The 21,993-nt window shown below is 71.7% G+C and carries 17 protein-coding genes, 1 pseudogene and 1 riboswitch; of the genes and pseudogenes, 11 read left to right on the top strand and 7 right to left on the bottom strand.

Annotation, left to right across the window (positions count from 1 at the left end; all coding sequences use genetic code 11):
• Positions 1 to 82 precede the first annotated feature (82 nt).
• The 3 genes from OG520_RS15700 to OG520_RS15690 all read left to right on the top strand — a co-directional run bounded on the left by OG520_RS15700 (position 83) and on the right by OG520_RS15690 (position 5,404).
• Positions 83 to 1,756 (top strand): serine/threonine-protein kinase, encoded by a 1,674-nt coding sequence (locus OG520_RS15700; RefSeq protein ID WP_406013591.1) that lies wholly within the window; start codon positions 83 to 85, stop codon positions 1,754 to 1,756.
• 140 nt (positions 1,757 to 1,896) lie between these two features.
• Positions 1,897 to 3,525 (top strand): succinic semialdehyde dehydrogenase, encoded by a 1,629-nt coding sequence (locus OG520_RS15695; protein ID WP_406013590.1) that lies wholly within the window; start codon positions 1,897 to 1,899, stop codon positions 3,523 to 3,525.
• 49 nt (positions 3,526 to 3,574) lie between these two features.
• Positions 3,575 to 5,404, top strand: a complete 1,830-nt coding sequence (locus tag OG520_RS15690) for a GMC oxidoreductase (protein WP_406013589.1) — start codon at positions 3,575 to 3,577, stop codon at positions 5,402 to 5,404.
• Between the two features lie 180 nt (positions 5,405 to 5,584).
• On the opposite strand, the gene OG520_RS15685 is transcribed toward OG520_RS15690, so the two are convergent.
• The 3 genes and pseudogenes from OG520_RS15685 to OG520_RS15675 form a co-directional block, all read right to left on the bottom strand.
• The gene (locus OG520_RS15685) at positions 5,585 to 6,622 is read right to left on the bottom strand and encodes an LAETG motif-containing sortase-dependent surface protein (RefSeq protein WP_406013588.1); all 1,038 of its coding nucleotides are present in this window, start codon (positions 6,620 to 6,622) and stop codon (positions 5,585 to 5,587) included.
• A gap of 277 nt (positions 6,623 to 6,899) precedes the next feature.
• Positions 6,900 to 8,077 (bottom strand): annotated as a pseudogene (locus OG520_RS15680) (IS30 family transposase).
• A gap of 620 nt (positions 8,078 to 8,697) precedes the next feature.
• The gene (locus OG520_RS15675) at positions 8,698 to 9,015 is read right to left on the bottom strand and encodes a chorismate mutase (protein WP_406013587.1); all 318 of its coding nucleotides are present in this window, start codon (positions 9,013 to 9,015) and stop codon (positions 8,698 to 8,700) included.
• A gap of 358 nt (positions 9,016 to 9,373) precedes the next feature.
• Between OG520_RS15675 and guaA the strand changes: the two genes are divergently transcribed.
• The 5 genes from guaA to OG520_RS15650 all read left to right on the top strand — a co-directional run bounded on the left by guaA (position 9,374) and on the right by OG520_RS15650 (position 14,236).
• Positions 9,374 to 10,969 carry a glutamine-hydrolyzing GMP synthase gene (gene guaA, locus OG520_RS15670; protein ID WP_406013586.1) on the top strand — a complete coding sequence of 532 codons (1,596 nt, stop codon included), beginning with the start codon at positions 9,374 to 9,376 and terminating at the stop codon, positions 10,967 to 10,969.
• A 318-nt stretch (positions 10,970 to 11,287) separates the two neighbouring features.
• The gene (locus tag OG520_RS15665) at positions 11,288 to 12,058 is read left to right on the top strand and encodes a class II aldolase/adducin family protein (protein ID WP_406013585.1); all 771 of its coding nucleotides are present in this window, start codon (positions 11,288 to 11,290) and stop codon (positions 12,056 to 12,058) included.
• A 113-nt stretch (positions 12,059 to 12,171) separates the two neighbouring features.
• Entirely contained in the window at positions 12,172 to 13,440 is a 1,269-nt protein-coding gene (locus OG520_RS15660; RefSeq protein WP_406013584.1) for a hypothetical protein, read from the top strand.
• Positions 13,441 to 13,564: 124 nt separating this feature from the next.
• Positions 13,565 to 14,074: a DoxX family protein gene (locus OG520_RS15655; protein ID WP_406013583.1), complete on the top strand. Its 510-nt coding sequence runs from the start codon at positions 13,565 to 13,567 to the stop codon at positions 14,072 to 14,074.
• Positions 14,075 to 14,089: 15 nt separating this feature from the next.
• A complete protein-coding gene (locus tag OG520_RS15650) occupies positions 14,090 to 14,236 on the top strand; it encodes a hypothetical protein (RefSeq protein ID WP_323180084.1) in 147 nt (48 codons plus the stop codon).
• Here the strand turns inward: OG520_RS15650 and OG520_RS15645 are convergent.
• A complete protein-coding gene (locus OG520_RS15645; RefSeq protein WP_406013582.1) occupies positions 14,231 to 15,568 on the bottom strand; it encodes a PspC domain-containing protein in 1,338 nt (445 codons plus the stop codon). The genes OG520_RS15650 and OG520_RS15645 overlap by 6 nt on opposite strands.
• Before the next feature lie 195 nt (positions 15,569 to 15,763).
• Here OG520_RS15645 and OG520_RS15640 point away from each other — a divergent pair, with 195 nt between their 5' ends.
• Positions 15,764 to 17,062 carry a PspC domain-containing protein gene (locus OG520_RS15640; protein WP_385325143.1) on the top strand — a complete coding sequence of 433 codons (1,299 nt, stop codon included), beginning with the start codon at positions 15,764 to 15,766 and terminating at the stop codon, positions 17,060 to 17,062.
• The gene (locus OG520_RS15635) at positions 17,046 to 17,744 is read left to right on the top strand and encodes a LuxR C-terminal-related transcriptional regulator (protein ID WP_399327253.1); all 699 of its coding nucleotides are present in this window, start codon (positions 17,046 to 17,048) and stop codon (positions 17,742 to 17,744) included. The genes OG520_RS15640 and OG520_RS15635 overlap by 17 nt, the downstream gene beginning before the upstream one ends.
• Positions 17,745 to 17,810: 66 nt before the next feature.
• Here the strand turns inward: OG520_RS15635 and OG520_RS15630 are convergent, their stop codons facing one another.
• Both OG520_RS15630 and OG520_RS15625 read right to left on the bottom strand, forming a co-directional pair.
• A complete protein-coding gene (locus tag OG520_RS15630; protein WP_406013581.1) occupies positions 17,811 to 18,572 on the bottom strand; it encodes a GNAT family N-acetyltransferase in 762 nt (253 codons plus the stop codon).
• 107 nt (positions 18,573 to 18,679) lie between these two features.
• Entirely contained in the window at positions 18,680 to 19,729 is a 1,050-nt protein-coding gene (locus OG520_RS15625) for an NlpC/P60 family protein (RefSeq protein ID WP_406013580.1), read from the bottom strand.
• A 314-nt stretch (positions 19,730 to 20,043) separates the two neighbouring features.
• On the opposite strand from OG520_RS15625, the gene OG520_RS15620 reads away from it, so the two are divergent.
• Positions 20,044 to 20,397, top strand: a complete 354-nt coding sequence (locus OG520_RS15620; RefSeq protein WP_406013579.1) for a hypothetical protein — start codon at positions 20,044 to 20,046, stop codon at positions 20,395 to 20,397.
• 67 nt (positions 20,398 to 20,464) lie between these two features.
• Here OG520_RS15620 and OG520_RS15615 read toward each other — a convergent pair whose 3' ends face one another.
• Complete coding sequence (locus tag OG520_RS15615) at positions 20,465 to 21,616, bottom strand: NlpC/P60 family protein (RefSeq protein WP_406013578.1); 1,152 nt, start codon at positions 21,614 to 21,616, stop codon at positions 20,465 to 20,467.
• A gap of 163 nt (positions 21,617 to 21,779) precedes the next feature.
• Positions 21,780 to 21,946, bottom strand: a riboswitch (cyclic di-AMP (ydaO/yuaA leader).
• Positions 21,947 to 21,993: the final 47 nt, after the last annotated feature.

The raw sequence follows: 21,993 nt of genomic DNA, 5'->3' as shown, positions 1-21,993 counted from the left end.
GTGCGGTCTCGTGGGCGGTGCGAGGTTCCGTGGGCGTGCATCCCCTCCGTAATCTGGCACCCGAGGAACGGGGCGGGGATACGTGGATCGATCACAGAGCACGGAAACGGGACTGGTGCTGGCCGGAAGGTACCGGCTGGGCGAGGTTCTCGGGCGCGGGGGCATGGGCAAGGTCTGGCGCGCCCACGACGAGGTGCTGCACCGCACGGTCGCGGTCAAGGAGTTGACCGCCGGTCTCTATGTCGCCGAGGCCGACCGGATCGTGCTGCACGCCCGCACGCAGAAGGAGGCCCGCGCGGCTGCCCGGATCACGCACCCGGGCGTGGTCACCGTGCATGACGTGATCGAGTACGACAACCGGCCCTGGATCGTCATGCAGTACGTCGACGGCCCGTCCCTCGCCGACGCCGCCAAGGAGTCCGGCGAGGTCGAGCCGCGCGAGGCCGCCAGGATCGGCCTCCATGTGCTGAGCGCCCTGCGCGCCGCGCACGGGGCGGGGGTCCTGCACCGTGACGTGAAGCCCGGCAACGTGCTCCTCGCCAAGGACGGCCAGGTGCTGCTCACCGACTTCGGGATCGCCGCCATCGAGGGCGACTCGACCATCACCCGGACCGGTGAACTGGTCGGTTCCATCGACTACCTGGCGCCCGAGCGGGTGCGTGGCGGCGACCCGGGACCGGCGTCCGACCTGTGGTCGCTGGGCGCCACGCTCTACACCGCGGTCGAGGGGCGTTCGCCGTTCCGCCGTACGTCCCCGATCTCCACCATGCAGGCCGTCGTCGCCGAGGAGCCGCCGCCGCCCGGCCGGGCGGGCCCGCTGACCTCCGTGATCACCGCGCTCCTGCGCAAGGAGCCGGACGAGCGTCCGTCGGCTGCGGAGACGGAACGGATGCTGCTGGACGCCATGGAGGGCCGCGCGCCCGTGGCGGCGCAGGCGTTCGTGCCGACGCAGAGCGTCCCCGACGAGGTGCTGCGCTCCCTGGGCGCGGACGGCCCGGCAGGGCCCGGGACCACTCAGCTGCCCCACCCGGCGGCCCCGGCCCCGGCCGCCGCACCCGCACCCGCACCCGCACCGGCACCCGCCCCGGCGGCCCGGCGCAGCCGCTGGCGCACCGTGGTCCTGGTCATCGCGGCCGCGGCGCTCGTCGGCGGTGGCGCGGGACTCGCCGCGATGAAGTACGGGGACCGGACGGAGAGCACCGCCGGGCGCGACGACACGGTCAGGCGCACGAACACCGCCCCCGAGAAGCCCAGCGCCTCGCCCTCGGCCAAGCCCGAGGTGAAGGCGAAGGACGTGCCCGACGGCTGGCACCGGGTGAACGACCCCGAGGGCTTCAGCCTGACCGTGCCCGACGGCTGGGAGCGCCGGGCGGACGGCAACCAGATCGACTACACCCCGGACAACGGCGTGCACTACATCCGGATCAGCATCGACCCGGCACCCGACTTCGAGAACCCGTACATGCACATGCTGAGCCTGGAGACGCAGCTCGCCAAACGGCTTCCCGGTTACCAGCGCAAGACCCTGCACTCCAACACGTACCGGGACCGGCCGGGTTCGCTCTGGGAGTTCACCTGGACCGAGACCAAGGACCATCCGGGTCCGCGCCACGCGATCGACCAGATGTACTTCGGCGAGGAGAGCGGTCCGGAGTACGCGATGTACATGACGGGACCGGCGGACGACTGGGACACGACCCGGGCGCAGTTCGACACGATGCTGCGCGGATGGCGTGCGCCCGGTAGCTCCGGCTGAGGCCCGCCGGGCCGTGCTGCGACGGCAGGGCTCCTGATCAGGGGCTTTGTTGCCAGTGATCACTGGCTTGTTTGTGGGGAGTGTGAAAACCCGTTACTCACGGGTACCCAAAGCGTGCGGCTGGACGTACTCTCGCCCTCATGACGGACTCGCAGGCCTCCACGTCCACCTCCGCAGCCCCGCTGGGCACCAACCCGGTGGCCGCCGCCCCCGCGGGGGTGCGCACCGCCGCCGATGTGGTGACTCCCGAGGTGGTCGCCCAGCTGACCCGGGGTGTGGCCGGATCGGGCCGCACGGCCAACCACACCCCCTTCACCGGGGAGAAGCTGGCCGACCTGCCGGAGTCCACCCCCGAGGACGTGGCGAGCGCCTTCGAGCGGGCCCGTGCGGCCCAGCCCGCCTGGGCCGCGACGCCCGTCCGCGCCAGGGCCGCCGTACTGCTCCGCTTCCACGACCTCGTCCTCAGCCGCCAGGCCGAGGTGCTCGACCTCATCCAGCTGGAGACCGGCAAGGCCCGGCTGCACGCCCACGAGGAGGTGCAGGCCGTCGCCGTCGCGGCCCGCCACTACGGGCGCAGGGCCGGTTCGTACCTGAGGCCGAAGCGGCACACCGGAGTCGTGCCGACCCTCACCAAGGTCACCGAGCTGCGCCAGCCGCGCGGCGTCATCGGGCAGATCGCGCCGTGGAACTACCCGTTCGAGCTGTCCGTCGGCGACGCGCTGCCCGCGTTCGTCTCCGGCAACGCCGTCGTGATGAAGCCCGACACGGAGACCGCGCTGACCGCGCTGTGGGCCCGTGACCTGCTGATCGAGGCCGGACTGCCCGCCGAGGTGTTCCAGGTCGTCCTCGGGGACGGACCCGTCGTCGGCCCCGAGGTCGTCAAGCACGCCGACTACGTCTCGTTCACCGGCTCCACCCGCACCGGCCGCGAGATCGCGCAGGGCGCGGCGGCCCGGCTCGTCGGTGTCTCGCTGGAGCTCGGCGGCAAGAACGCCATGCTGGTCCTGAAGGACGCCGACGTGGAGAAGGCCGCCGCGGGCGCCGTCCGCGCCTGCTTCTCCTCCGCCGGTCAGCTCTGCATCTCCATCGAGCGGCTGTACGTCCACGAGTCGGTCGCCGACGACTTCGTGGCCCGCTTCGCCGCCCGCACGAAGGCCATGCGGCTCGGCAACTCCCTCGCCTACGGCGCCGACATGGGCTCCCTGGTCGGCGAGCGCCAGCTGGAGACCGTCACCCGGCATGTAGCGGAGGCCGTCGAGAAGGGCGCCAGGCTCGTCGCGGGCGGGGTCGCCCGGCCCGACATCGGCCCGCTGTTCTACGAGCCGACCATCCTCGACGGCGTCGAGGCGCCGATGGCCGTCTGCAACGAGGAGACCTTCGGCCCGGTCGTCTCCATCTACCGCTTCACCGACGAGGACGAGGTCGTCGCCCTCGCCAACGCCACCCCGTACGGCCTGAACTCCAGCGTCTGGACCAAGGACTCCAGGCGCGGCCACCAGATCGCCGCCCGGCTGCGGACCGGCACGGTCAACATCAACGAGGGGTATGCCCCCGCGTACGGCAGCGTGCAGTCCCCGATGGGCGGCATGAAGGACTCCGGACTCGGCCGTCGGCACGGCTCCGAGGGCATCCTCAAGTACACCGAGGCGCAGACCGTCGCCCAGCAGCGGCTGATTCCGCTCGCCCCGTCCTTCGGTATGGACGACGAGAAGTACGCGGCGTTCATGAGCGTCAGCCTCAAGGCGATGAAGGCGTTCCGCCTGCGCTGACCCCGGTGGCACCGCAGCACCTTCCGCCCGTTTCGTACCGAGGAGAGCCATGTCCCAGGACAGCCCTGCCCAGAATCGGCCCGTTGCCCCGGAAAGGACCGACGACGATGCCGCCTACGACTACGACGTGCTCGTCGTCGGCTCGGGCTTCGGCGGTGCGGTGTCGGCCCTGCGGCTGACCGAGAAGGGGTACCGCGTCGGGGTGCTGGAGGCGGGCCGCCGCTTCACCCCCGGCACCCTCCCCAAGAACTCCTGGGACCTCAAGAACTACCTGTGGGCCCCCGCCCTCGGGCTCTTCGGCATCCAGCGCGTCCATCTGCTCGGCAATGTGATGGTGCTCGCCGGCGCGGGCGTCGGTGGCGGCTCGCTCAACTACGCCAACACGCTGTACGTGCCCCCGGCGCCGTTCTTCGAGGACCGGCAGTGGGCGGCCATCACCGACTGGCAGGACGAGCTGAAGCCGTACTACGACCAGGCGAGGCGGATGCTCGGAGTCCGGCTCAACCCGACGATGACCCCCTCCGACGTCCATCTGAAGGCGGCAGCACAGGCCATGGGGGTCGGCGACACCTTCCACCTCGCCCCGGTCGGCGTCTTCTTCGGCGACGGCAAGGACGCCGACGGCACGGCGAAGGCGAAGCCCGGCGGCACGGTCGCCGACCCGTACTTCGGCGGCGCGGGCCCCGCCCGCAAGGCCTGCACCGAGTGCGGCGAATGCATGACGGGCTGCCGCCACGGCGCGAAGAACACCCTCAACGAGAACTACCTCCACCTCGCCGAGAAGGCCGGAGCCGTCATCCACCCGATGACCTCCGTCGTCGCGATCACCGACGATCCGGAGGGCGGCTACCACGTCGTCACCATTCCCACCGACCGCCGCAGGAAGGCGAAGCCCACGCGGCTGCGCGCCCGCAAGGTGGTCGTCGCGGCCGGCACGTACGGGACGCAGACCCTGCTGCACACCATGAAGGACAAGGGGCTGCTGCCCCGGCTCTCGGCCCGGCTCGGCGAGCTGACCCGTACCAACTCCGAGGCGCTCGTCGGCTCGCAGACCAGCGACCGGCGCTATCGCAAGAAGCACGGCACCCCGAAGGCCGACTTCACCCGGGGAGTCGCGATCACCTCCTCGATCCACCCCGACGAGAACACCCACATCGAGCCGGTCCGCTACGGCAAGGGCTCCAACGCGATGGGCTCGATGTCCATCCTCCAGGTGCCCTACGGCGGCCGACGGGTGCTCGGCTGGCTAGGCAACATGGCCAAGCACCCGACCCTCGCCGTGCGTTCGCTCTCCAACCGCCGCTGGTCGGAACGGACCATCATCGGGCTCGTCATGCAGTCGCTCGACAACTCCCTGACGACGTACCGAAAGCCGGGCGGCATGGGGAAGGGCCTGCTCACCGCCCGGCAGGGGCACGGCGCGCCCAACCCGACCCAGATCGAGGAGGCGACGCGCAGCGCCACGCTGCTCGCCGAGGAGATCAACGGTTTCGCGGGTTCGAACGTGGGCGAGCTGATGGGCACCCCGCTCACCGCGCACTTCCTCGGCGGCTGCCCCATCGGCGCCACCGCCGACGACGGGGTGATCGACCCGTACCACCGGCTCCACGGGCACCCCGGCATCTCGGTGGTCGACGGCTCGGCGGTCTCCGCGAACCTCGGTGTCAACCCGTCGCTCACCATCACCGCCCAGGCCGAGCGCGCCATGTCCTTCTGGCCCAACAAGGGCGAGGCGGACCCGCGACCGGCACCGGGCGAGGCATACGAACGGCTGGCGGCGGTCGAGCCGCGGTCACCGGCCGTGCCGAAGGACGCCTTCGGCGCGCTGAAGCTGCCGTTCCTCGGGCTGCCGACCGTCCCGCCGAGGAAGCAGCCGTAGAAGCCGAAGAAACAGCCGTAGGAGTAGTAGAAGCAGCCGTAGGAGTAGTAGAAGTCGTAGCAGGCGCAGCGGAATCGGGACAGCGGAATCGGATCGTCGGATCAGGGGGACCGGAACAACAGGGAGGGGCTGCACCCCCCTCCGAGTGCAGCCCCTCCATGCTCACGGTGAGCGGACGCGTCACACGCCGGCGTCACCGTTCCTGCGGCGCCGCACGATGAACATCGCGCCCGCGCCGAGCACCACGGCCGCGCCGCCCGCGGTGGCGAACACCGGCAGCGCGGAGGACGAACCGGTCTCCGCGAGGCTGCCGGACACCTTGCCCGTCGGGTTGTCGGCCGGCTTCGTGGACGGGACTGGGGCGCTGCCGCCCGTCTGCGGTGTCGAACCGCTTCCGCCGGACTCCACGATCTTGAACTTGTACGCGACGTCGCTGACGCCCATGCAGTCCTTGTCGCCCACGTACAGACCGGCACCGAGCGTGAATCCGGCGCCGACGGGGGCGGTCGGCTTCACATTGATGCGCAGCGGGATGCCGACCTCGTACCCCGCGGGGATCTCGTCGGACTGGCCCACGTAACCGACCGCGCGGCCGTCCTCGCTGAGCTCGACCCACTTGTCGGTCTCCGGGTCGAGGGCCTGGAGGCTGACCTGCTTCGAGCGGAAGAGGTCGTTGCCCGCCTTGTCGGAGGAGGCGCCCGCGAAGTAGTCGATCTCCTTCACGGCGGACTTCGAGGAGTTGTAGACGTTCATCTTGAACGTGTGCCAGCCGCTGCCCCGGGCGATCCGGCCGGGCAGGCCGTTGACGGAGATGTCCAGGTCGGACTTGGCGCACTCGGCCGGCTCCTCCGGGTCCTCGGACTCCGACGGGGAGGCGGACGGGGAGGCGGACGACGAGGCGCTCGCCGCATCACTCGGGGTCGCGCCGACGGCCTCGCCCGGGGCCGGACCGGTGCTCTCGGAGGTCTCGCCCGGACCGGGTGCGCCGGTCTCCTCGCCGGTCTCCCCGGCGGGTGCGGACGCGGACTCGGAGGCGGAGGCGGACGGGCTCGGATCGGTCGCCGGGGACCCGGAGTCGCTCGGTGAGGGCGAGCCGGTGGCCTCGGCGGCAGCGGTCCCGTCCGTCGTCACGGCGAACGCGGCGGGGGCGGCCAGGACCGCGGCAGGGGCGATGACTGCCGTGGCGGCGGCGAGTGCCAGGGCGCGGCGAAGCTTCATGGTGACCTCGGAAGTCCGGCGTAGCGCGGTGCGCGATACGGGTTTCGGGACGGGCCCGTCGTGAGGGGGCACGAGCGGGGCCGGTGGTTCCGCATGGTTGACCAGCGGTCCGCCGCAATGGTTGTCCGGATGCTCACAGAACCTTTATGTGACGCCCCTCACGTCCGCTTCCACGGGAAACGGACCCTGCTTCGAAGGGAAACGGACTCACTCGCACGGGAAAGGGCCCCGCGGACCGGCTGGGCGGATTCTCGGGGTCCTCGCAACACCTGATGGCCTATGCGGTCGTCAGTAGATCACGCAGGCGCTCGGCTGGGGTTCTCCAGCCGAGCGTTTTGCGTGGTCGGCCGTTGAGTTGCTGAGCGACGTGTTCGAGGTCTGCGGCGCTGTGCACGGACAGGTCGGTGCTCTTGGGGAAGTACTGCCGCAGCAGACCGTTGGTGTTCTCGTTCGATCCGCGCTGCCAGGGGAGTGCGGATCGCAGAAGTAGACCGGTACTCCCGTGGCGACGGTGAACTGCTTGTGCGCGGCCATCTCGCAGCCCTGGTCCCAGGTCAGCGAGCCGCGCAGGTGCGCGGGCAGGGTCTGGATCAAGGGCACCAGCACGTCACGGACCTCCTCGGCGGTGTGTCCGCCGGGCAGATGCCCGAGCATGACGTAGCGGGTGGAACGCTCGACCAACGTCACGATCGCGCTCTCGCTGCGGGGGCCGACGATCAGATCGCCCTCCCAGTGGCCGGGCACCGCCCGGTCCTCGACCTCGGCAGGCCGCTCGGAGATCATCACCATCTCGTCGACGAACCGGCGAGTGCGCTGCTCCGGGCCACGGTGTGGCTTGCGGCGGGTGCGCCCGGTGCGCAGCGCGAGTGCGATCTCGCGCCGCAGCCCGCCACGGGCCTGGACATAGATCGCCTGGTAGACCGTCTCCGGACTCACCCGCATACCCTCGTCGTCGGGGAACTCCATGACCAGAGCGTGACAGATCTGCTCGGGTGACCACTGCTGCTGCAGTTTGCCCGCGACGTACTCGCGCAGCGGACCGTCGTGGGCGAGCTTGGACTGCTTGGGGCGTGCCCGGCTCTTCGCCCAGGCCCGCTGTGCCCGGTGGGGCTGATAGACGCCCTCGACGCAACGGGCATCGATCTCACGTTTGACGGTGGATGCCGGCCGGCCCGGTGCCCGTCCGATCGCCCGCAGTGAGCGGCCCTCACGACGCATGTCGGCGATCAACTCCCGCTCGGCCACCGTCAGGAACCGTGGGTGCAGCTCGGCTTCGACTGCCGCAAGAGAGGGCGCCGACGTGACGGCGACGGTGCTGGTCATGCCCGTTGTGTAGTCGATCCCTCGCCCATCGGGGTGCAGGCGCGCGTTGCCGATCTTCCGGATCCCGCGGTCCCAGTCCTTGGCTGTGCGCTCGTGGACCCCGACCTGCGCCGCGGCATCCCGTCGTCGCACCCCCGACGCGCGAAGCCGGTCGTACTCCGCCCGCCCCGGATGCCCACTGGTGCCCGTCTTCCCACGACCACGGACGCCGGCCTTCCGCGCCCAGCCCGCCGCCGTGTGTCGGCTCACCCCAACCGCCCGAGCAGCACCCGAGACACTCCCGTTCTCCCGGTCCAGCGCCTCGAAGAACCGCGCCTTCAACTCCTCAAAATCCACGATCCCCGCAACTCCCTGAAATCCAGGGTGTTGCGGGGATCGCTAGAACCCGCCGGGTTCGGTCGGCGGGGCCCTTCGTACGTCGGTGCCGGGACGCGGCCCGCGTCGCGCAGGCCGTTTCGACTGGATCTCAACCGGATACGGCCGGCTCCGGGCGTCCCCGGAGCCGGCCGTATCCTGGGGTGACCGGGCTGCTGTCCCCTGCCGACCGGTCACGCACGCTGGGGCGCGGTCCCACGGCGCACCTGCAGTGCGCCACACGCTCCAGCGGAGCCACGCGTGGTTTCCTTCCAGAGCCGCCCCTGGCTGGCACGGACACCGGGACCAACGAAGCCGCGCCGGACCCGGTCACGCGCCGTACGGGTGAGAGTCGGCCCGAACTGGGATACGCCGGGGGACCTCCGGCCCGCGGGGCGTCACGCCCGGCCGCGGCACAGCTCCAGCAGCGTCATGGCGAGGGAGGTGCCGGGCCTGCCGAGCGCGTCCCGGTACGAGGCCAGGATCTCCATCTCGCGGGAGAGGCTGATCCGGCGACCGCCGGAGGTGATCCGGGCCTCCTGGATGACCGCCGAGACGGCCATCCGCTCCTGGACGAGTCCGATGATCCGGTCGTCGAGGGTGTCGATGCGGGACCGCGCGTCGTCGATCAGCGTGGCTGCCTCTTCGGTGTGCGCACCGGTCTTCTCGGCGGTGGTCTTCGCCGGGGCGGTCTTCGCGGGGGCGGTGCTGGTCATGGTGGTGACTCCTCGTGGGGTGTGGTCCCCGAGGCCGACCGGTCCGTAACGCCAAGGCGCCCCGGGCCTTTCGGCCCGGGGCGCCTGGAACGTTGCTTGGGATCAAGCAGCACGACCATGGCAGCCGGCGGGCCGGATGCCATAGGTAAAGACGAAGGTCGTGTGCTGCTGCATGGAACTCAGTATGGCCCCGCTGCCGAGGGCGGGCCAACACGGGGCCCGGATGCTGAGACACCGGGTCCGGCCGGGCCCCGGCGGAGTCCGCCCCCGCACCCCCGTACGGGCGGGACGACGGCGGACTCCGCAACCCCGGTAGAATCGACAAAACAGACCCCCCTTCACCGCCGGAAGGCCGCCCGTGCCAGCAGCACCCCCCGCCGCCCCCGACACCACCACCGACGTGGTTCTCGTTGTCGACTTCGGCGCGCAGTACGCCCAGCTCATCGCCCGACGCGTCCGTGAGGCCCGGGTCTACAGCGAGATCGTCCCGTCCACCATGCCGGTGGCCGAGATGCTGGCCAAGAACCCCCGGGCGATCATCCTGTCCGGCGGCCCCTCCTCGGTGTACGCCGAGGGCGCGCCCTCCCTCGACCGTGCGCTGTTCGAGGCCGGGGTCCCGGTCTTCGGCATGTGCTACGGCTTCCAGCTGATGGCAACCACGCTCGGCGGCACCGTCGACGACAACGGTGCCCGTGAGTACGGCCGTACCCCGCTCACCGTCTCCAAGACCGGCTCCACGCTCTTCGAGGGCACCCCCGCCGAGCAGTCGGTCTGGATGTCGCACGGCGACGCCTGTTCCGCCGCCCCCGAGGGCTTCACCGTCACCGCGTCCACGGACGTCGTGCCGGTCGCCGCCTTCGAGAACGACGAGAAGAAGCTCTACGGCGTCCAGTACCACCCCGAGGTCCTGCACTCCACGCACGGCCAGCAGGTCCTGGAGCACTTCCTCTACCGCGGCGCCGGCATCGAGCCGACCTGGACCACGACCAATGTGGTCGAGGAGCAGATCGCGCTGATCCGCGAGCAGGTCGGCACCAAGCGCGCCATCTGCGGTCTGTCCGGCGGGGTGGACTCCGCGGTCGCCGCGGCCCTCGTGCAGAAGGCCATCGGCTCCCAGCTGACCTGCGTGTACGTGGACCACGGTCTGATGCGCAAGGGTGAGAGCGAGCAGGTCGAGAAGGACTTCGTGGCCTCCACCGGAGTCCAGCTGAAGGTCGTCGACGCCGAGGAGCGCTTCCTGGCCGCGCTGGCCGGGGTCTCCGACCCCGAGCAGAAGCGGAAGATCATCGGCCGCGAGTTCATCCGTGTCTTCGAGCAGGCCCAGGCCGAGATCGTCGCCGAGGGCGCCGCCGGCGGCGAGGAAGTCGCCTTCCTCGTCCAGGGCACGCTGTACCCGGACGTCGTCGAGTCCGGCGGCGGCACCGGCACCGCCAACATCAAGTCGCACCACAACGTGGGCGGCCTCCCCGAGGACATCGAGTTCCAGCTCGTCGAGCCGCTGCGCCAGCTGTTCAAGGACGAGGTCCGGATGGTCGGCCAGGAGCTCGGCCTGCCGGACGAGATCGTCCAGCGCCAGCCGTTCCCCGGCCCCGGCCTCGGCATCCGTATCGTCGGCGAGGTCACCAAGGAGCGGCTCGACCTGCTCCGCGAGGCCGACGCCATCGCCCGCGAGGAGCTGACCGCGGCCGGCCTGGACCGCGACATCTGGCAGTGCCCGGTGGTCCTGCTCGCCGACGTCCGCTCGGTCGGCGTCCAGGGCGACGGCCGCACCTACGGCCACCCGATCGTCCTGCGCCCGGTCTCCTCCGAGGACGCCATGACGGCCGACTGGTCGCGCCTGCCGTACGAGACGCTCGCCCGGATCTCGACCCGCATCACCAACGAGGTCGCCGACGTCAACCGCGTCGTGCTCGACGTGACGAGCAAGCCGCCGGGCACCATCGAGTGGGAGTGACCCCTCCCGCGAGGTCAATGCCGATGCCGTCGCTCATTCGTTTGGGCGGCGGCATCGTCGTATGAGCTGGGCGGGCCGGATTCTTGTCTTCATGAGTCCGCGGACCAGGTTTCCCATGCGGACCACGTGACTCCTGGAGAACGGCCTGCCGGCGCATCTCCTGAGGAGCTGGACGTCGACCTCACCAAGGACTACGGCCGCCGGGCGTAGAAACAGGCGGGCAGCCTTCCCGACACCCTGGCCACTTGCGGCAACCGGCGGTAACTTCCGGTCCCGTGCGCCTGCGCACGTACGCCCTGGGAGCCCCGAGGAGCCGCCATGTCCGAGCCCACACCCATACCCGTGGACCAGCTCCACTTCGCGATGCCGCCCGTCCACGAATCCGTGGCCGACGAGCGCGCATACCGCAAGGAACGACTGGCCGGGGCGCTCCGGCTGTTCGGGGAGTACGGGTACGAGGACGGCGTCTCCGGCCACATCACCGCACGGGACCCGGAGTTCACCGACTGTTTCTGGGTCAACCCCTTCGGGGCCCCGTTCGACGGGCTCACGCCGGACGAGCTGATCCTGGCCAACGGCGAGGGGCAGGTCGTCGAGGGGCGCCACCACGTCAATCAGGCCGCCTTCGCCGTCCACGCGCAGGTGCACCGCGCCCGCCCGGACGTCGTCGCCGTCGCGCACACCCACTCCGTGCACGGGCGGGCCCTGTCCGCGCTCGGCGAGCTCATCGAGCCGATCACCCAGGATTCCTGCGCCTTCTACGAGGACGCAGTCCTGTACGACGCGTACACCGGGGTCGTCGTCGACGAGGACGAGGGGCGCCGGATCGCCGCCGCGCTCGGCGGGCACAAGGCGATCGTGCTGCGCAACCACGGGCTGCTGACCGTCGGCGACTCGGTGGACGCGGCCGCCTGGTGGTTCATCGCGCTGGAGCGCTCCTGCCAGGTGCAACTGGCCGCGCGGGCCGCCGGGAAACCGGTGCTGATCGAGCACCGGGACGCGGTCGCCACCCGTGACCAGCTGGGCAGCGACCTGGTGGCATGGATCAACTACCAGCCCCTGTGGCGCCGGATCAGTCGCACATTCTGACGATACGCGCCGACGGACCGCCCCGATGCGGTCCGCGGCCCTGTCGTACGGCACAATTCGCTGCAATAGCAGCCGAGTTGGCTGTACCGGGGCTTGAAAGGGCGGCGTTCTCAGTGGCGTTGGACGAGGCGAGGGCGAGCAGCACGCACGGGGGCGGCTGCACGTGCGGCGACTGCCCGCACGGGGCGCGCGAGGGCCACCGGCGCGCGGTGGCCGCGTTCCTGGCCAAGCGGGACGAACTCGCCGCGGGCCAGGGGCTGCCGCCCGGGGTCGCGCAGTCCGTGTCGGCGACCCGACAGTGGGTCTCGGACGAGCTGACCCAGTCCGCCAGGACCGTCGCCGAACGGGGCCGGGAGGCGGGCGACGCCTGGCTGTACCGGGTGTGGCAGCGCACCCTGATCGTGGTGTGGGGCAGCGTCGCCCTGCTGATCATCGGCGAGGCCGCCACCGCCATCGGCGCGGGCTGGACCAACGCCCGTACGGCGGGGCTGGTCGCCGGACTCGTCACCGCCGGCCTGCTGACCGGCGCCGCCCATGTCCACCGGGCCCGCGGCGGCCTCCTCGCCCCGCTGATCGGCGAGGACAACCGGCTCTCCACCTCCCGGGCGGTCGCCGTCTCCTGGGTGCTGCTCGCCGTCTTCTCCGTACTCGTCCTGGCGCTCCAGCTGGCGGGAGCCTCCGGTCACGCCGAGCGCGACGCGCTGATCGAGGGGCTGGACCTGGCCCGGGGCGCCGGCGTGGTGACCGTGCTCGCGCTGGTGTGCGCCGTCGCCGTCGTCGTACGCCGGGTGGTGACCGTACGGGCCCTGTCGGGGCGCCTCCAGAAGCTGCGGGCCGACCGGCCGCGCGCCGCCGACCTGCTCACCGACGACTCCGGGCGGGGCAGCTTCACGGATGTGCAGTACGTGCTGGTGAGCACCGTCGCCGTGCTGTTCGCCGCGGTCCGCCTGGCCCGCCGGCCCGAGCAGCTGCCGGACCTGCCCTGGGGCCTGGCGCTGCTGGTCACCGTCTCGGCGCTCGCCTATTTCGCCGGGAAGTACGCGGAGGGCGGGCGTCCGGTGATCCTCTCGGTGGTCCGGGCCCGCGAGGCCGGGGACCTGGACGCGCCGGTCCGTACCGGCGACGACATCGAGATCCGGGGCGCGGGCTTCGTGCCGCCCGGCGCCGGGACACCGGACCGGCTGGCCCGCATGGTCGTCCGCATCGGCCGGGTCCATGTGCATGTGCCGCTGATCCCGGTCACCGGCGGCTTCGCCAACCCGACGGACGGCGTCCTGACCGTGCCGGTTCCGGTGGAGGTCGAGCCGGGGCTGGTGGAGGTGCAGGTCGTGACCGCCGCCGGAGTGGAGACGAACCGGGTCGAGATCGACGTGACGGACTGACCGCCGGGGCCCGGGACCACCCGGGGGAACGGCGGGTACCGGGCCGGACGACCCGCCGGGTGAGCAGCGCGTTCCCCGCGTACGTATGGTCTGGTGACGGGTCTACGGAAGGTGGGACAGCCACATGCAGGGATACGGCACGAACGTACGCGGTCTGGGCGAGTCGAGAGGGCTCAAGGACGTGGCGCGGGAGCATGCCCTGCTGCCCCTGCGGATCTTCCTCGGCGTCACCTTCATCTACGCCGGGCTCGACAAGCTGACGGACAGTGCCTTCTTCCGGGCGAGCGGCCCCGACTCCATCGGCGAGACCATGCACGCGGTACGCGACTCGTCCGCGATCCCGGCCCTCGTCGACCTCGCGCTGAAGAGCCCCGGAGCCTTCGGGTACGCCATCGCCATCGGTGAGCTCGCCGTCGGCCTCGGCACCTTCTTCGGGCTCTGGACCCGGCTCGCCGCGCTCGGCGGGGCGCTGATCTCGCTGAGCCTGTGGCTGACCGTGAGCTGGCAGGTCACGCCGTACTACTTCGGCAACGACCTGGCCTACCTCATGGCCTGGCTGCCGCTGGTGCTCGGTGGGGGCGCGGCGTTCTCCGTGGACGCCCTTCTCGCGTCACGACGGCGACGGATCAGGTAGTTCACCCAGGTCGCGGTGGCGGCCAGCCAGAGGCCGCCGAAGAACAGCGAGAAGAAGAAGACCCACGGGGCGTCCCAGGCGCCCGCGGCGTCCGCCGCGTATCCCGCCGCCAGCGCGAGCATGACCACGCCCGCCACCGCCCGTCCGGGACGGATCTCATGACGCAGCACGGGTGACCTCCACCTGTCCGATGCCGACTTCGAGAGTGAGCTCGACCGTTCCGGCCGGTTTGCCGCCCGGGGGCGGCGGAAGCGTCCGGTGTTCCCGCTGCTCGGCGTCGACGTCCACCTCGCGCGGCCCCCCGAACAGGGTCTCGCCCGGTCGGCTGACCGGCAGCGTGATGTCGCCGACGCCCGCCCGCGCGTCCACCTTCACCGTCACGTCCTTCGGTACGACGACGACGGCGCGGCCCGCCCCGACGTTCACCTCCGTCGCGACGGTGTCGCCCCGCGGGACCGTGATCCCGGTGAGGTCCAGCCGTGCCACCCCCGTGCCCAGCCGGTAGTGCGGCTGGACCGCCGCCACCGAGGTGGGCCGCCACCCCTCGCGCACCCACTGGGTGGTGATGTTCTTGGGCAGCGCGGACGCGCCCGCCAGCAGGGCGGCCGTGATCATCGCCAGCATGACCGTGCCGAACCCCGTCCGGCCCAGGAACGAGCTGACCAGCATCCCGAGCCCGAACACCGCGAGCGCACCGGCCAGGCCGAACTGCAGACTCGTACCGAACGGCTGGGACTCCCAGCTCAGCCCCGTGCCCAGACCTCCCGCGATCAGCGCGAACAGGAACACCACGCCGCCGATCGAGGTCGGGCCCCTGGTGCCGGCCTCCTGCCGGGGCGCGCGGAACGGATCCTTCGGCGCGGCGCCCGCGGGGCTCGGCGCGCGGGGCGGGAGCACAGCGTCGGCCGGACCCCACAGATAGCCCGCGCCCACCGGCCCCGTCGTTCCGTCCTTGACGATCGGGTCCCGCCACCACGACGGGCTGCCCGGCGACGGCGGCGCCTTCACCTCGGGGGGCGCGTCCGCCACGGCCTGTGCGGTGGCCGGATGCAGCGGGTCCTCGGGCGCCGCGGTCCTGCGGTGCTGCGTCCATACGGCGAAGCCGACGACCGCGAGCGACAGCATCGCGGAGAACGCCAGCGTGCCGCCGTTGCCCAGCATGGAGAGGAAGAGACCGCAGCCGATCAGCGCGAGCAGCACCGCGATCAGCGAGGCCCCCTCCACCCGGCCGGACAGCAGCCTGCGCGCCTCGTTCTCCTCCTCGCCGTCCACGGGGACCAGCAGCCAGGCGAAGCCGTAGAAGATCAGCCCGATGCCGCCGGTCACGGACAGCACACCGAGCACGATCCGGAAGATCACCGGATCGACGTCGCAGTACCGGCCGAGCCCGCCGCACACCCCGGCCACGACCTTGTGCTGCGGGCTGCGCCGCAGCAGAGGCGCCGGTTCGGGGGGCGGAGCGACACCGGGGGAGGCGTCCTGGGGAACGGTCATGGCTCCATGGTGACGGGCCGCGAGCCCGTCCGGGACCCGCGGCGACCCTGGCCGATCCCTGATATTGGCCGGCCGGGCCCCTGAGGCCCGGCCTCGATCCGCCGGACAGGCCCTCGCCCCGGGCCCGTGCTCTCAGGGTCGATTAGGGGGCCGACCCTGATGCCGCCACCCGCACGGACATGTGACGATCGGGGCATGTCAGCCGCCACGACCCGAGCCACCAGCTCCCGCAACGCAGAACCGGAGGAGCCACCGCTGCGCAAGCTGTACCGCAGCGCCGACGGACGGCTGCTGGGCGGCGTCGCGCGCGGTCTGGCCGGGCATCTCGGACTGCCCGTCGTCTGGGTGCGGTTCGTCTTCCTCGGCCTGTTCTTCGCGGACGGCCTCGGCGCGCTGCTCTACGCCGTGTTCTGGATCGTCGTCCCGCTCGGCGTCGGCGGCGTCGAGGCACCGCGCTCGGTCTTCGAGACCGCCCCGGACGGCGGGCGCCGGCTCCGCAAGCCCGACAAGGGCCAGATCTTCGCCCTGATCGCGCTGGTCTTCGGCGCCATGATCTTCGTCGGCAACGTCGACATGGGCAGCGGGGCCAACCGCTACATCTGGCCCACGCTGCTGATCGGCGCCGGTTCCGTACTGGTGTGGCGGCAGGCCGACAACGCCCGGCGCGCCCGCTGGATGGAGGTCGGCAGCCGGCGCAGGGTCCTGCATCTGGCCCGGGGGCTCGCCGGGGTTGCCCTGGTCGGCCTGGGCCTGGCCGTCTTCATGGTGGTACGCGGCTCCGCGGCCCAGCTCGGCAACGTCCTGACCGCGGCCATCGCCGTCCTCACCGGCATCGCGCTGCTGGCCGGCCCCTATCTCGTCCGCATGACCCAGGACCTCTCCGAGGAACGCACGATGCGCATCCGGGCGCAGGAGCGCGCCGAGGTGGCCGCCCATGTCCACGACTCGGTGCTGCACACCCTCACCCTGATCCAGCGCAACGCGGAGGACCCGGGCGAGGTCCGCAGGCTCGCCCGCGCCCAGGAACGGGAGCTGCGCAACTGGCTGTACAACCCCGAGGGCACCGGCAAGGACGAGGACGACGAACCCGAGACCCTCGCCGAAGCGGTCAAGCGCGCCGCCGCCGAGGTCGAGGACAAGCACGGCGTCCCGCTGGAGGTCGTCGTCGTCGGCGACTGTCCGCTGGACGAGAAGCTGACCGCACAGATGCAGGCCGCACGCGAAGCGATGGTGAACGCCGCCAAGTACGGTGGCGAGGGCGGCGCCGTGCAGGTCTACGCGGAGGTGGAGGGCCGCACGGTCTTCGTCTCGGTGCGCGACCGGGGGCCGGGTTTCGACCTGGACTCCGTACCGGGGGACAGAATGGGCGTACGAGAATCAATCATCGGCCGGATGCAGCGCAACGGCGGCACGGCGCGGCTGCGTCCGGTGCCCGGCGGGGGCACGGAAGTCGAGCTGGAGATGGAGAGGGCGAGCGATGACCAAGACCACTGAGGCGGCGGCCGGGGGCCCGGAGCGCCGGGTACGGGTCGTGCTCGTCGACGACCACCGGATGTTCCGCACCGGCGTCCAGGCCGAGATCGGCCGCACCGAGGAGACCGGCGTCGAGGTGGTCGGCGAGGCCGCCGACGTCGACCAGGCGGTCAACGTCATCACGGCGACCCGCCCCGAGGTCGTCCTCCTCGACGTCCACCTGCCCGGCGGCGGCGGCGTCGAGGTGCTGCGCCGCTGCGCCCCGCTGATGGGGGCCGTCGAGAACCCGGTGCGGTTCCTGGCGCTGTCCGTGTCGGACGCCGCCGAGGACGTCATCGGTGTCATCCGCGGCGGTGCCCGCGGCTATGTCACCAAGACCATCACCGGCGCCGACCTGGTGGACTCGGTCTTCCGGGTCCAGGACGGCGACGCGGTGTTCTCGCCCCGGCTGGCCGGCTTCGTCCTCGACGCCTTCGCCTCCACGGACGCGCCGCCGGTCGACGAGGACCTGGACCGGCTGACCCAGCGCGAGCGCGAGGTGCTGCGGCTGATCGCCCGTGGCTACGCGTACAAGGAGATCGCCAAGCAGCTGTTCATCTCGGTGAAGACGGTCGAGTCCCATGTCTCGGCGGTGCTGCGCAAGCTCCAGCTGTCCAACCGCCACGAGCTGACCCGGTGGGCCACCGCCCGACGGCTGGTCTGAGCCCGCCGACGGGCTCGGCCTGCCTGCGGGTTCGGCCCGTCGGCCCGTCGGCGGGCGGCGGGCGCGTCAGGTCGGGTCGAGCGAGATGTTCAGCTTCTCGTCGACCCTGCGGTAGCCGATGCCCGCGTAGATCCGCTCCACATCGGCGTCGCCCGGCTCCAGCCACACCACCCGGCAGCCGCGCTCGAAGGCGGTCGCGGTCAGGTGGGCGGAGAGCGCGGCGCCGATGCCGCGGCGGCGGTAGGCGTCGGCGACGGCGAGACCGGCCAGTTCGGTCAGGCCGTCGACCGGGACGGAGCAGCCGCCCGCGCCCGCCGGTACGCCGTCGACCGTGGCGAGGGCCGCGACGCCGCCGCCCCGGGCCGCGGTGCGCAGCCATTCCGCCACGCCGTCCTCGGGCTCGCCGGTCTCGCCGTATCCGTGGTGCTGGACGAGCGCGGCGGCGGCGAACTCCGCTTCGGTGGCCGGTTCGGCGATCGTGAGGGAGTCCACAGGCTTCGGCGGCAGCAGGTCGCCCGGCGCGCAGGCCATGACCGGGGCCCGGTTCTCGACGGTGAACCCGGCGGCGAGCAGCGCGGGTTCGACCGCGGGCGCCGAGCCGGGCAGGAACTCCAGCCGGGGCAGCCGGTCGTGTTCGCGGAACGCCGCGATCAGCGCGTCGAGGTCCTCGGCCGTCGGCTCGGCGTCCCGGTCGGGTATGGCGTAATTGGCGTACTTGTTCGACCAGTTGGGGTTGTACCGCACGGTGAAGGGCCCGACCCGGAGGTGGTCCGGGGAGCGCTGGGCGAGCGTACGGGCATGGTTCTGGACATCGGTGTCCATGGGCATGAGGGGTTGTCCTCCGGCCGGTTGGGCGACGGCGGGCCGGTCCGAGGGCGGTCCGGCCCGAAGGCGGTAGCTCCGATGGCGGGTTGCTCCGGATCGGAGACGGGAGCCTATGCCACCCGGGTGGCCCCGGCGAAGGGCATGTGGTTGACCGGCGCGATCCGGACCGGTGCTCCGGGGCGCGGAGCGTGGATCATCTGGCCGTTGCCGATGTAGAGCCCGACGTGGCTGATGCCGGAGTAGAAGAACACCAGGTCGCCCGGGGCGAGTTCGGAGCGGGAGACGCGCCGGCCGGCGTTGATCTGGGTGTACGTGGTCCGCGGGAGCGAGACACCGGCGGAGCGCCAGGCGGCCTGGGTGAGCCCGGAGCAGTCGAACGAGGAGGGGCCCGTGGCGCCCCAGACGTACGGCCTGCCGAGCGCCCCGTACGCGAACGCGACGGCCTCGGCGGCGCGGGCGTTCGGCGCCCGGACGGAGCCGCGCGCGGTGCTCCGGTCGGCACGCGCGCCGTCGGCCGATCCGTGGTCGGAGTTCTCGTAGGCGGTGCGCTCGGGCGGGCTCAGCCGGTCGAGGAGCCGCTGCGCGTCGGCCAGCTTGGCCGTGATCGTCGCCTTGTGCTTCTTCAGTTCGGCCCGGCGGGCGGCCAGTGCGGCCAGCTCTCCCTTGGCCTGCGAGCGCAGTGTGGCGATCCGGGCGACCTGCCGCCGGACCTTGTTGAGCGCGGCGGCCTGGCGGTCGCCGATCCGGTCCACGTACGACGCCCGCTCCAGGTACTGGTCGGGATCGGAGGAGAGCGCCAGCTGCACGGACGTGCCGAGGCCGCCGGTGCGGTACTGCGCGGCGGCGAACGAACCCAGCGCGTCGCGCGAGGCGTTGAGGCGCTCGGTCCTGCGGGCGGCCTCGTCGCGCAGGGTGTCGACGGCGTCCTCCGCGGCGGCGGCCTTCTCCTTCGCGCCGTTGTACTGCTCGGTGGCGACCTCCGCGTCGTGGTACAGCCGGTCGACCTCGGCCTTGACCTGGGCGGGGGTGCGCTGCGGATCGGCGTGTGCCGGTCCGGGCAGTACCGCGGCGGTGGCGGCCCCGGCGAAGGCGAGGGTTGCCGCGGTGCGGGCAGCAGGGCCGGTGTACGGGCGCTGCTTGGGTTTTCGATGCGCTGCCACGAGGGCGTGCGTCCTTCCTGACGACTGCCCGCCGGGGGCTACCGGCGGGCCCGCCCGATCTCTCGGCGGGGCGACCGGTGCGCCGTCCGCGTACGGAGCAGCGGTGAAGCCGGTCACCTGATCAGGGACGCTAAACCCGGGGCACGGGCAGGAGTCGTAATGACGCTTATTGTCTGAATTTGGCGTGGCAATGTCGTCCAGTGATCGGAAAAATTGCACCAGAGTAAGGCAATTGGTGCAGGCGCGAGCGAAGTGGTCGGGAAGGTGTACCTGCCTGTCGAGTGGTGATATGGCCAGGGCTAGGCTGCGGCCTCATGGACGTACTCATTCATGTCTTCGTCGCCCTGCACATCATCGGTATCGCCTCCCTGCTGGGCGGTTTCCTGACCCAGGTGAAGGCGATGGGCGCGGGCACGGCCCGGTTCGTCCCGGCGATGCTGCACGGTGCGCTGACCATGCTGGTCACCGGTGTCGCGCTGGTCGGGCTGAACGAGGCCGACGGCAACCACGTGAACAACATCAAGATCGGCGTCAAGCTGCTGGTCCTGGTCGTCGTCCTCGCGCTCGTCTACATCAAGCGGGACGACGAGAAGGCCGACAAGGGCGCCTTCGCGGCGGTGGGCGGGCTGACGATGCTCAACATCTTCATCGCCACGCTCTGGACCTGATCCCGCCGTGCGGCCCCCGGCCCCCGGCCCCCGGCCGTCCGACGGCCGGGGGTGACGGTGCGAGCCGCTACGCCGGCCGCACGCTGCCGTAGATCGGCATGTAGTAGATCGACTCCTCGCGCACGTTCGCCCCGGGCTTCGGCGCGTGGATCATCATCCCGTCGCCCTTGTAGATGCCGACGTGGCTGATGTCGTCGTAGAAGAAGACGAGGTCCCCCGGCCGCAGATCCGCCGTGGCGACCCGGGTACCGATCTTGACCTGGTCCCACGTGGTCCGCGGGATGTCCACGCCCGCGGACTTCCACGCCGCCTGGGTGAGTCCGGAGCAGTCGTACGACGCCGGGCCCGTCGCGCCCCAGACGTACGGCTTGCCCAGCTGGGCCCTGGCGAAGGCGAGGACCTTCTCCGCCTTGGTGGTGGCGCTGCTGTCCGAGCCGGTCCCGGTGCCCGTCCCCGTACCGCCCCCCGACCCCTTCGCGGCCTCCTCGGCCTTGCGGTCGGCCTCGGCCTTCGCGGCGGCCTGCCGCTTCGCCAGCTCCTGCGCCTTGCGCCTGGCCTCCGCCTCCTTCTTGCGCTCGATCGCCGCGAGCCGCGCCTTCTCCTCGGCGGTCAGCTTCGACAGCAGCGTGCGCGCCTCGCCCAGCTTCTTCTGGACGTTCTGCTTGCTGGTGCGCAGTGTGGTCTGCGTCGTCGTCAGCGTCTCCAGGCTCCGCACCGCTTCGGCGCGCTTCGTCGACGCCTTGGCCTGCTGCGTACGGAAGTCCGTGATCGCCTTCTGCTGCCGGCTGGTCATCCGGTCCATCAACTGGCTCTGGTCGAAGTACGACTGCGGGTCGTCGGCCAGGAAGAACGTGGCGCTCGGCGTGATGGAGCCGCTGCGGTACTGCGCGGCCGCGTAGGTGCCGAGCGTCCTGCGCGCGTCGTTGAGCTTGTCGGCGCGCTTCGCGACGTCGTTCAGCAGGGCGTCGACCTTGGCGCGCTGGGCGGCGGAGGCTTCCTTCGCCTGGTTGTACTGCTGGGTCGCGGTGCCCGCCTGCCGGTAGAGGTCGTCGACCTTCTTCTGGACGTCCTCGACGCCGGGCTTCGGATCCGGGGCGGCCATGGCGCTCTGCGTGGAGAGCAGGGTCACGGACGCCAGGGCCGCCGTGGTGAGCCCGACGGCCGGTGCGGTGGTGCGCACCCGGGTGCGCGGTTTGCGATGCGACGCCAAGGCCGGCATCTCCTTCCGTGGACCGCCTACCGGGCTAGGGCCTGTCCGGCGGATCATGGCCGGGGTCGCGGCGGCTGACACGGCACCTCGCAGCGTTGCCGAAACGTCCGAATAGCTCCGCTATTAGGACGCTCCGGCGCCTTGCGATGCACCGCACCAGCCGCCGCGCCCCTGTCCGACCCTGATCCGCCGGACAGGCCCTAGCTGTCGGGTTCGGGCGGAACGGAAGGCTGCCCTACGGTCCGAGTGGGGGATAAGGACCGATTCACCCCGGTACTGCGTGTGGGTCCCCGGTTCCGAACTCCCGCGGGGGCAGCCCGGATTCGGCGGGGGCGCCCGCTCGGCGTGGTTCGCCTCAAGGGGGTACGGGCCGCCCGGTCGAGCAC

It is taken from the genome of Streptomyces sp. NBC_00984 (assembly GCF_045162475.1).
Lineage (GTDB): Bacteria > Actinomycetota > Actinomycetes > Streptomycetales > Streptomycetaceae > Streptomyces.
Note: the sequence above shows the minus strand (reverse complement) of the source record. Positions and strands in the feature narration are given on the sequence as shown.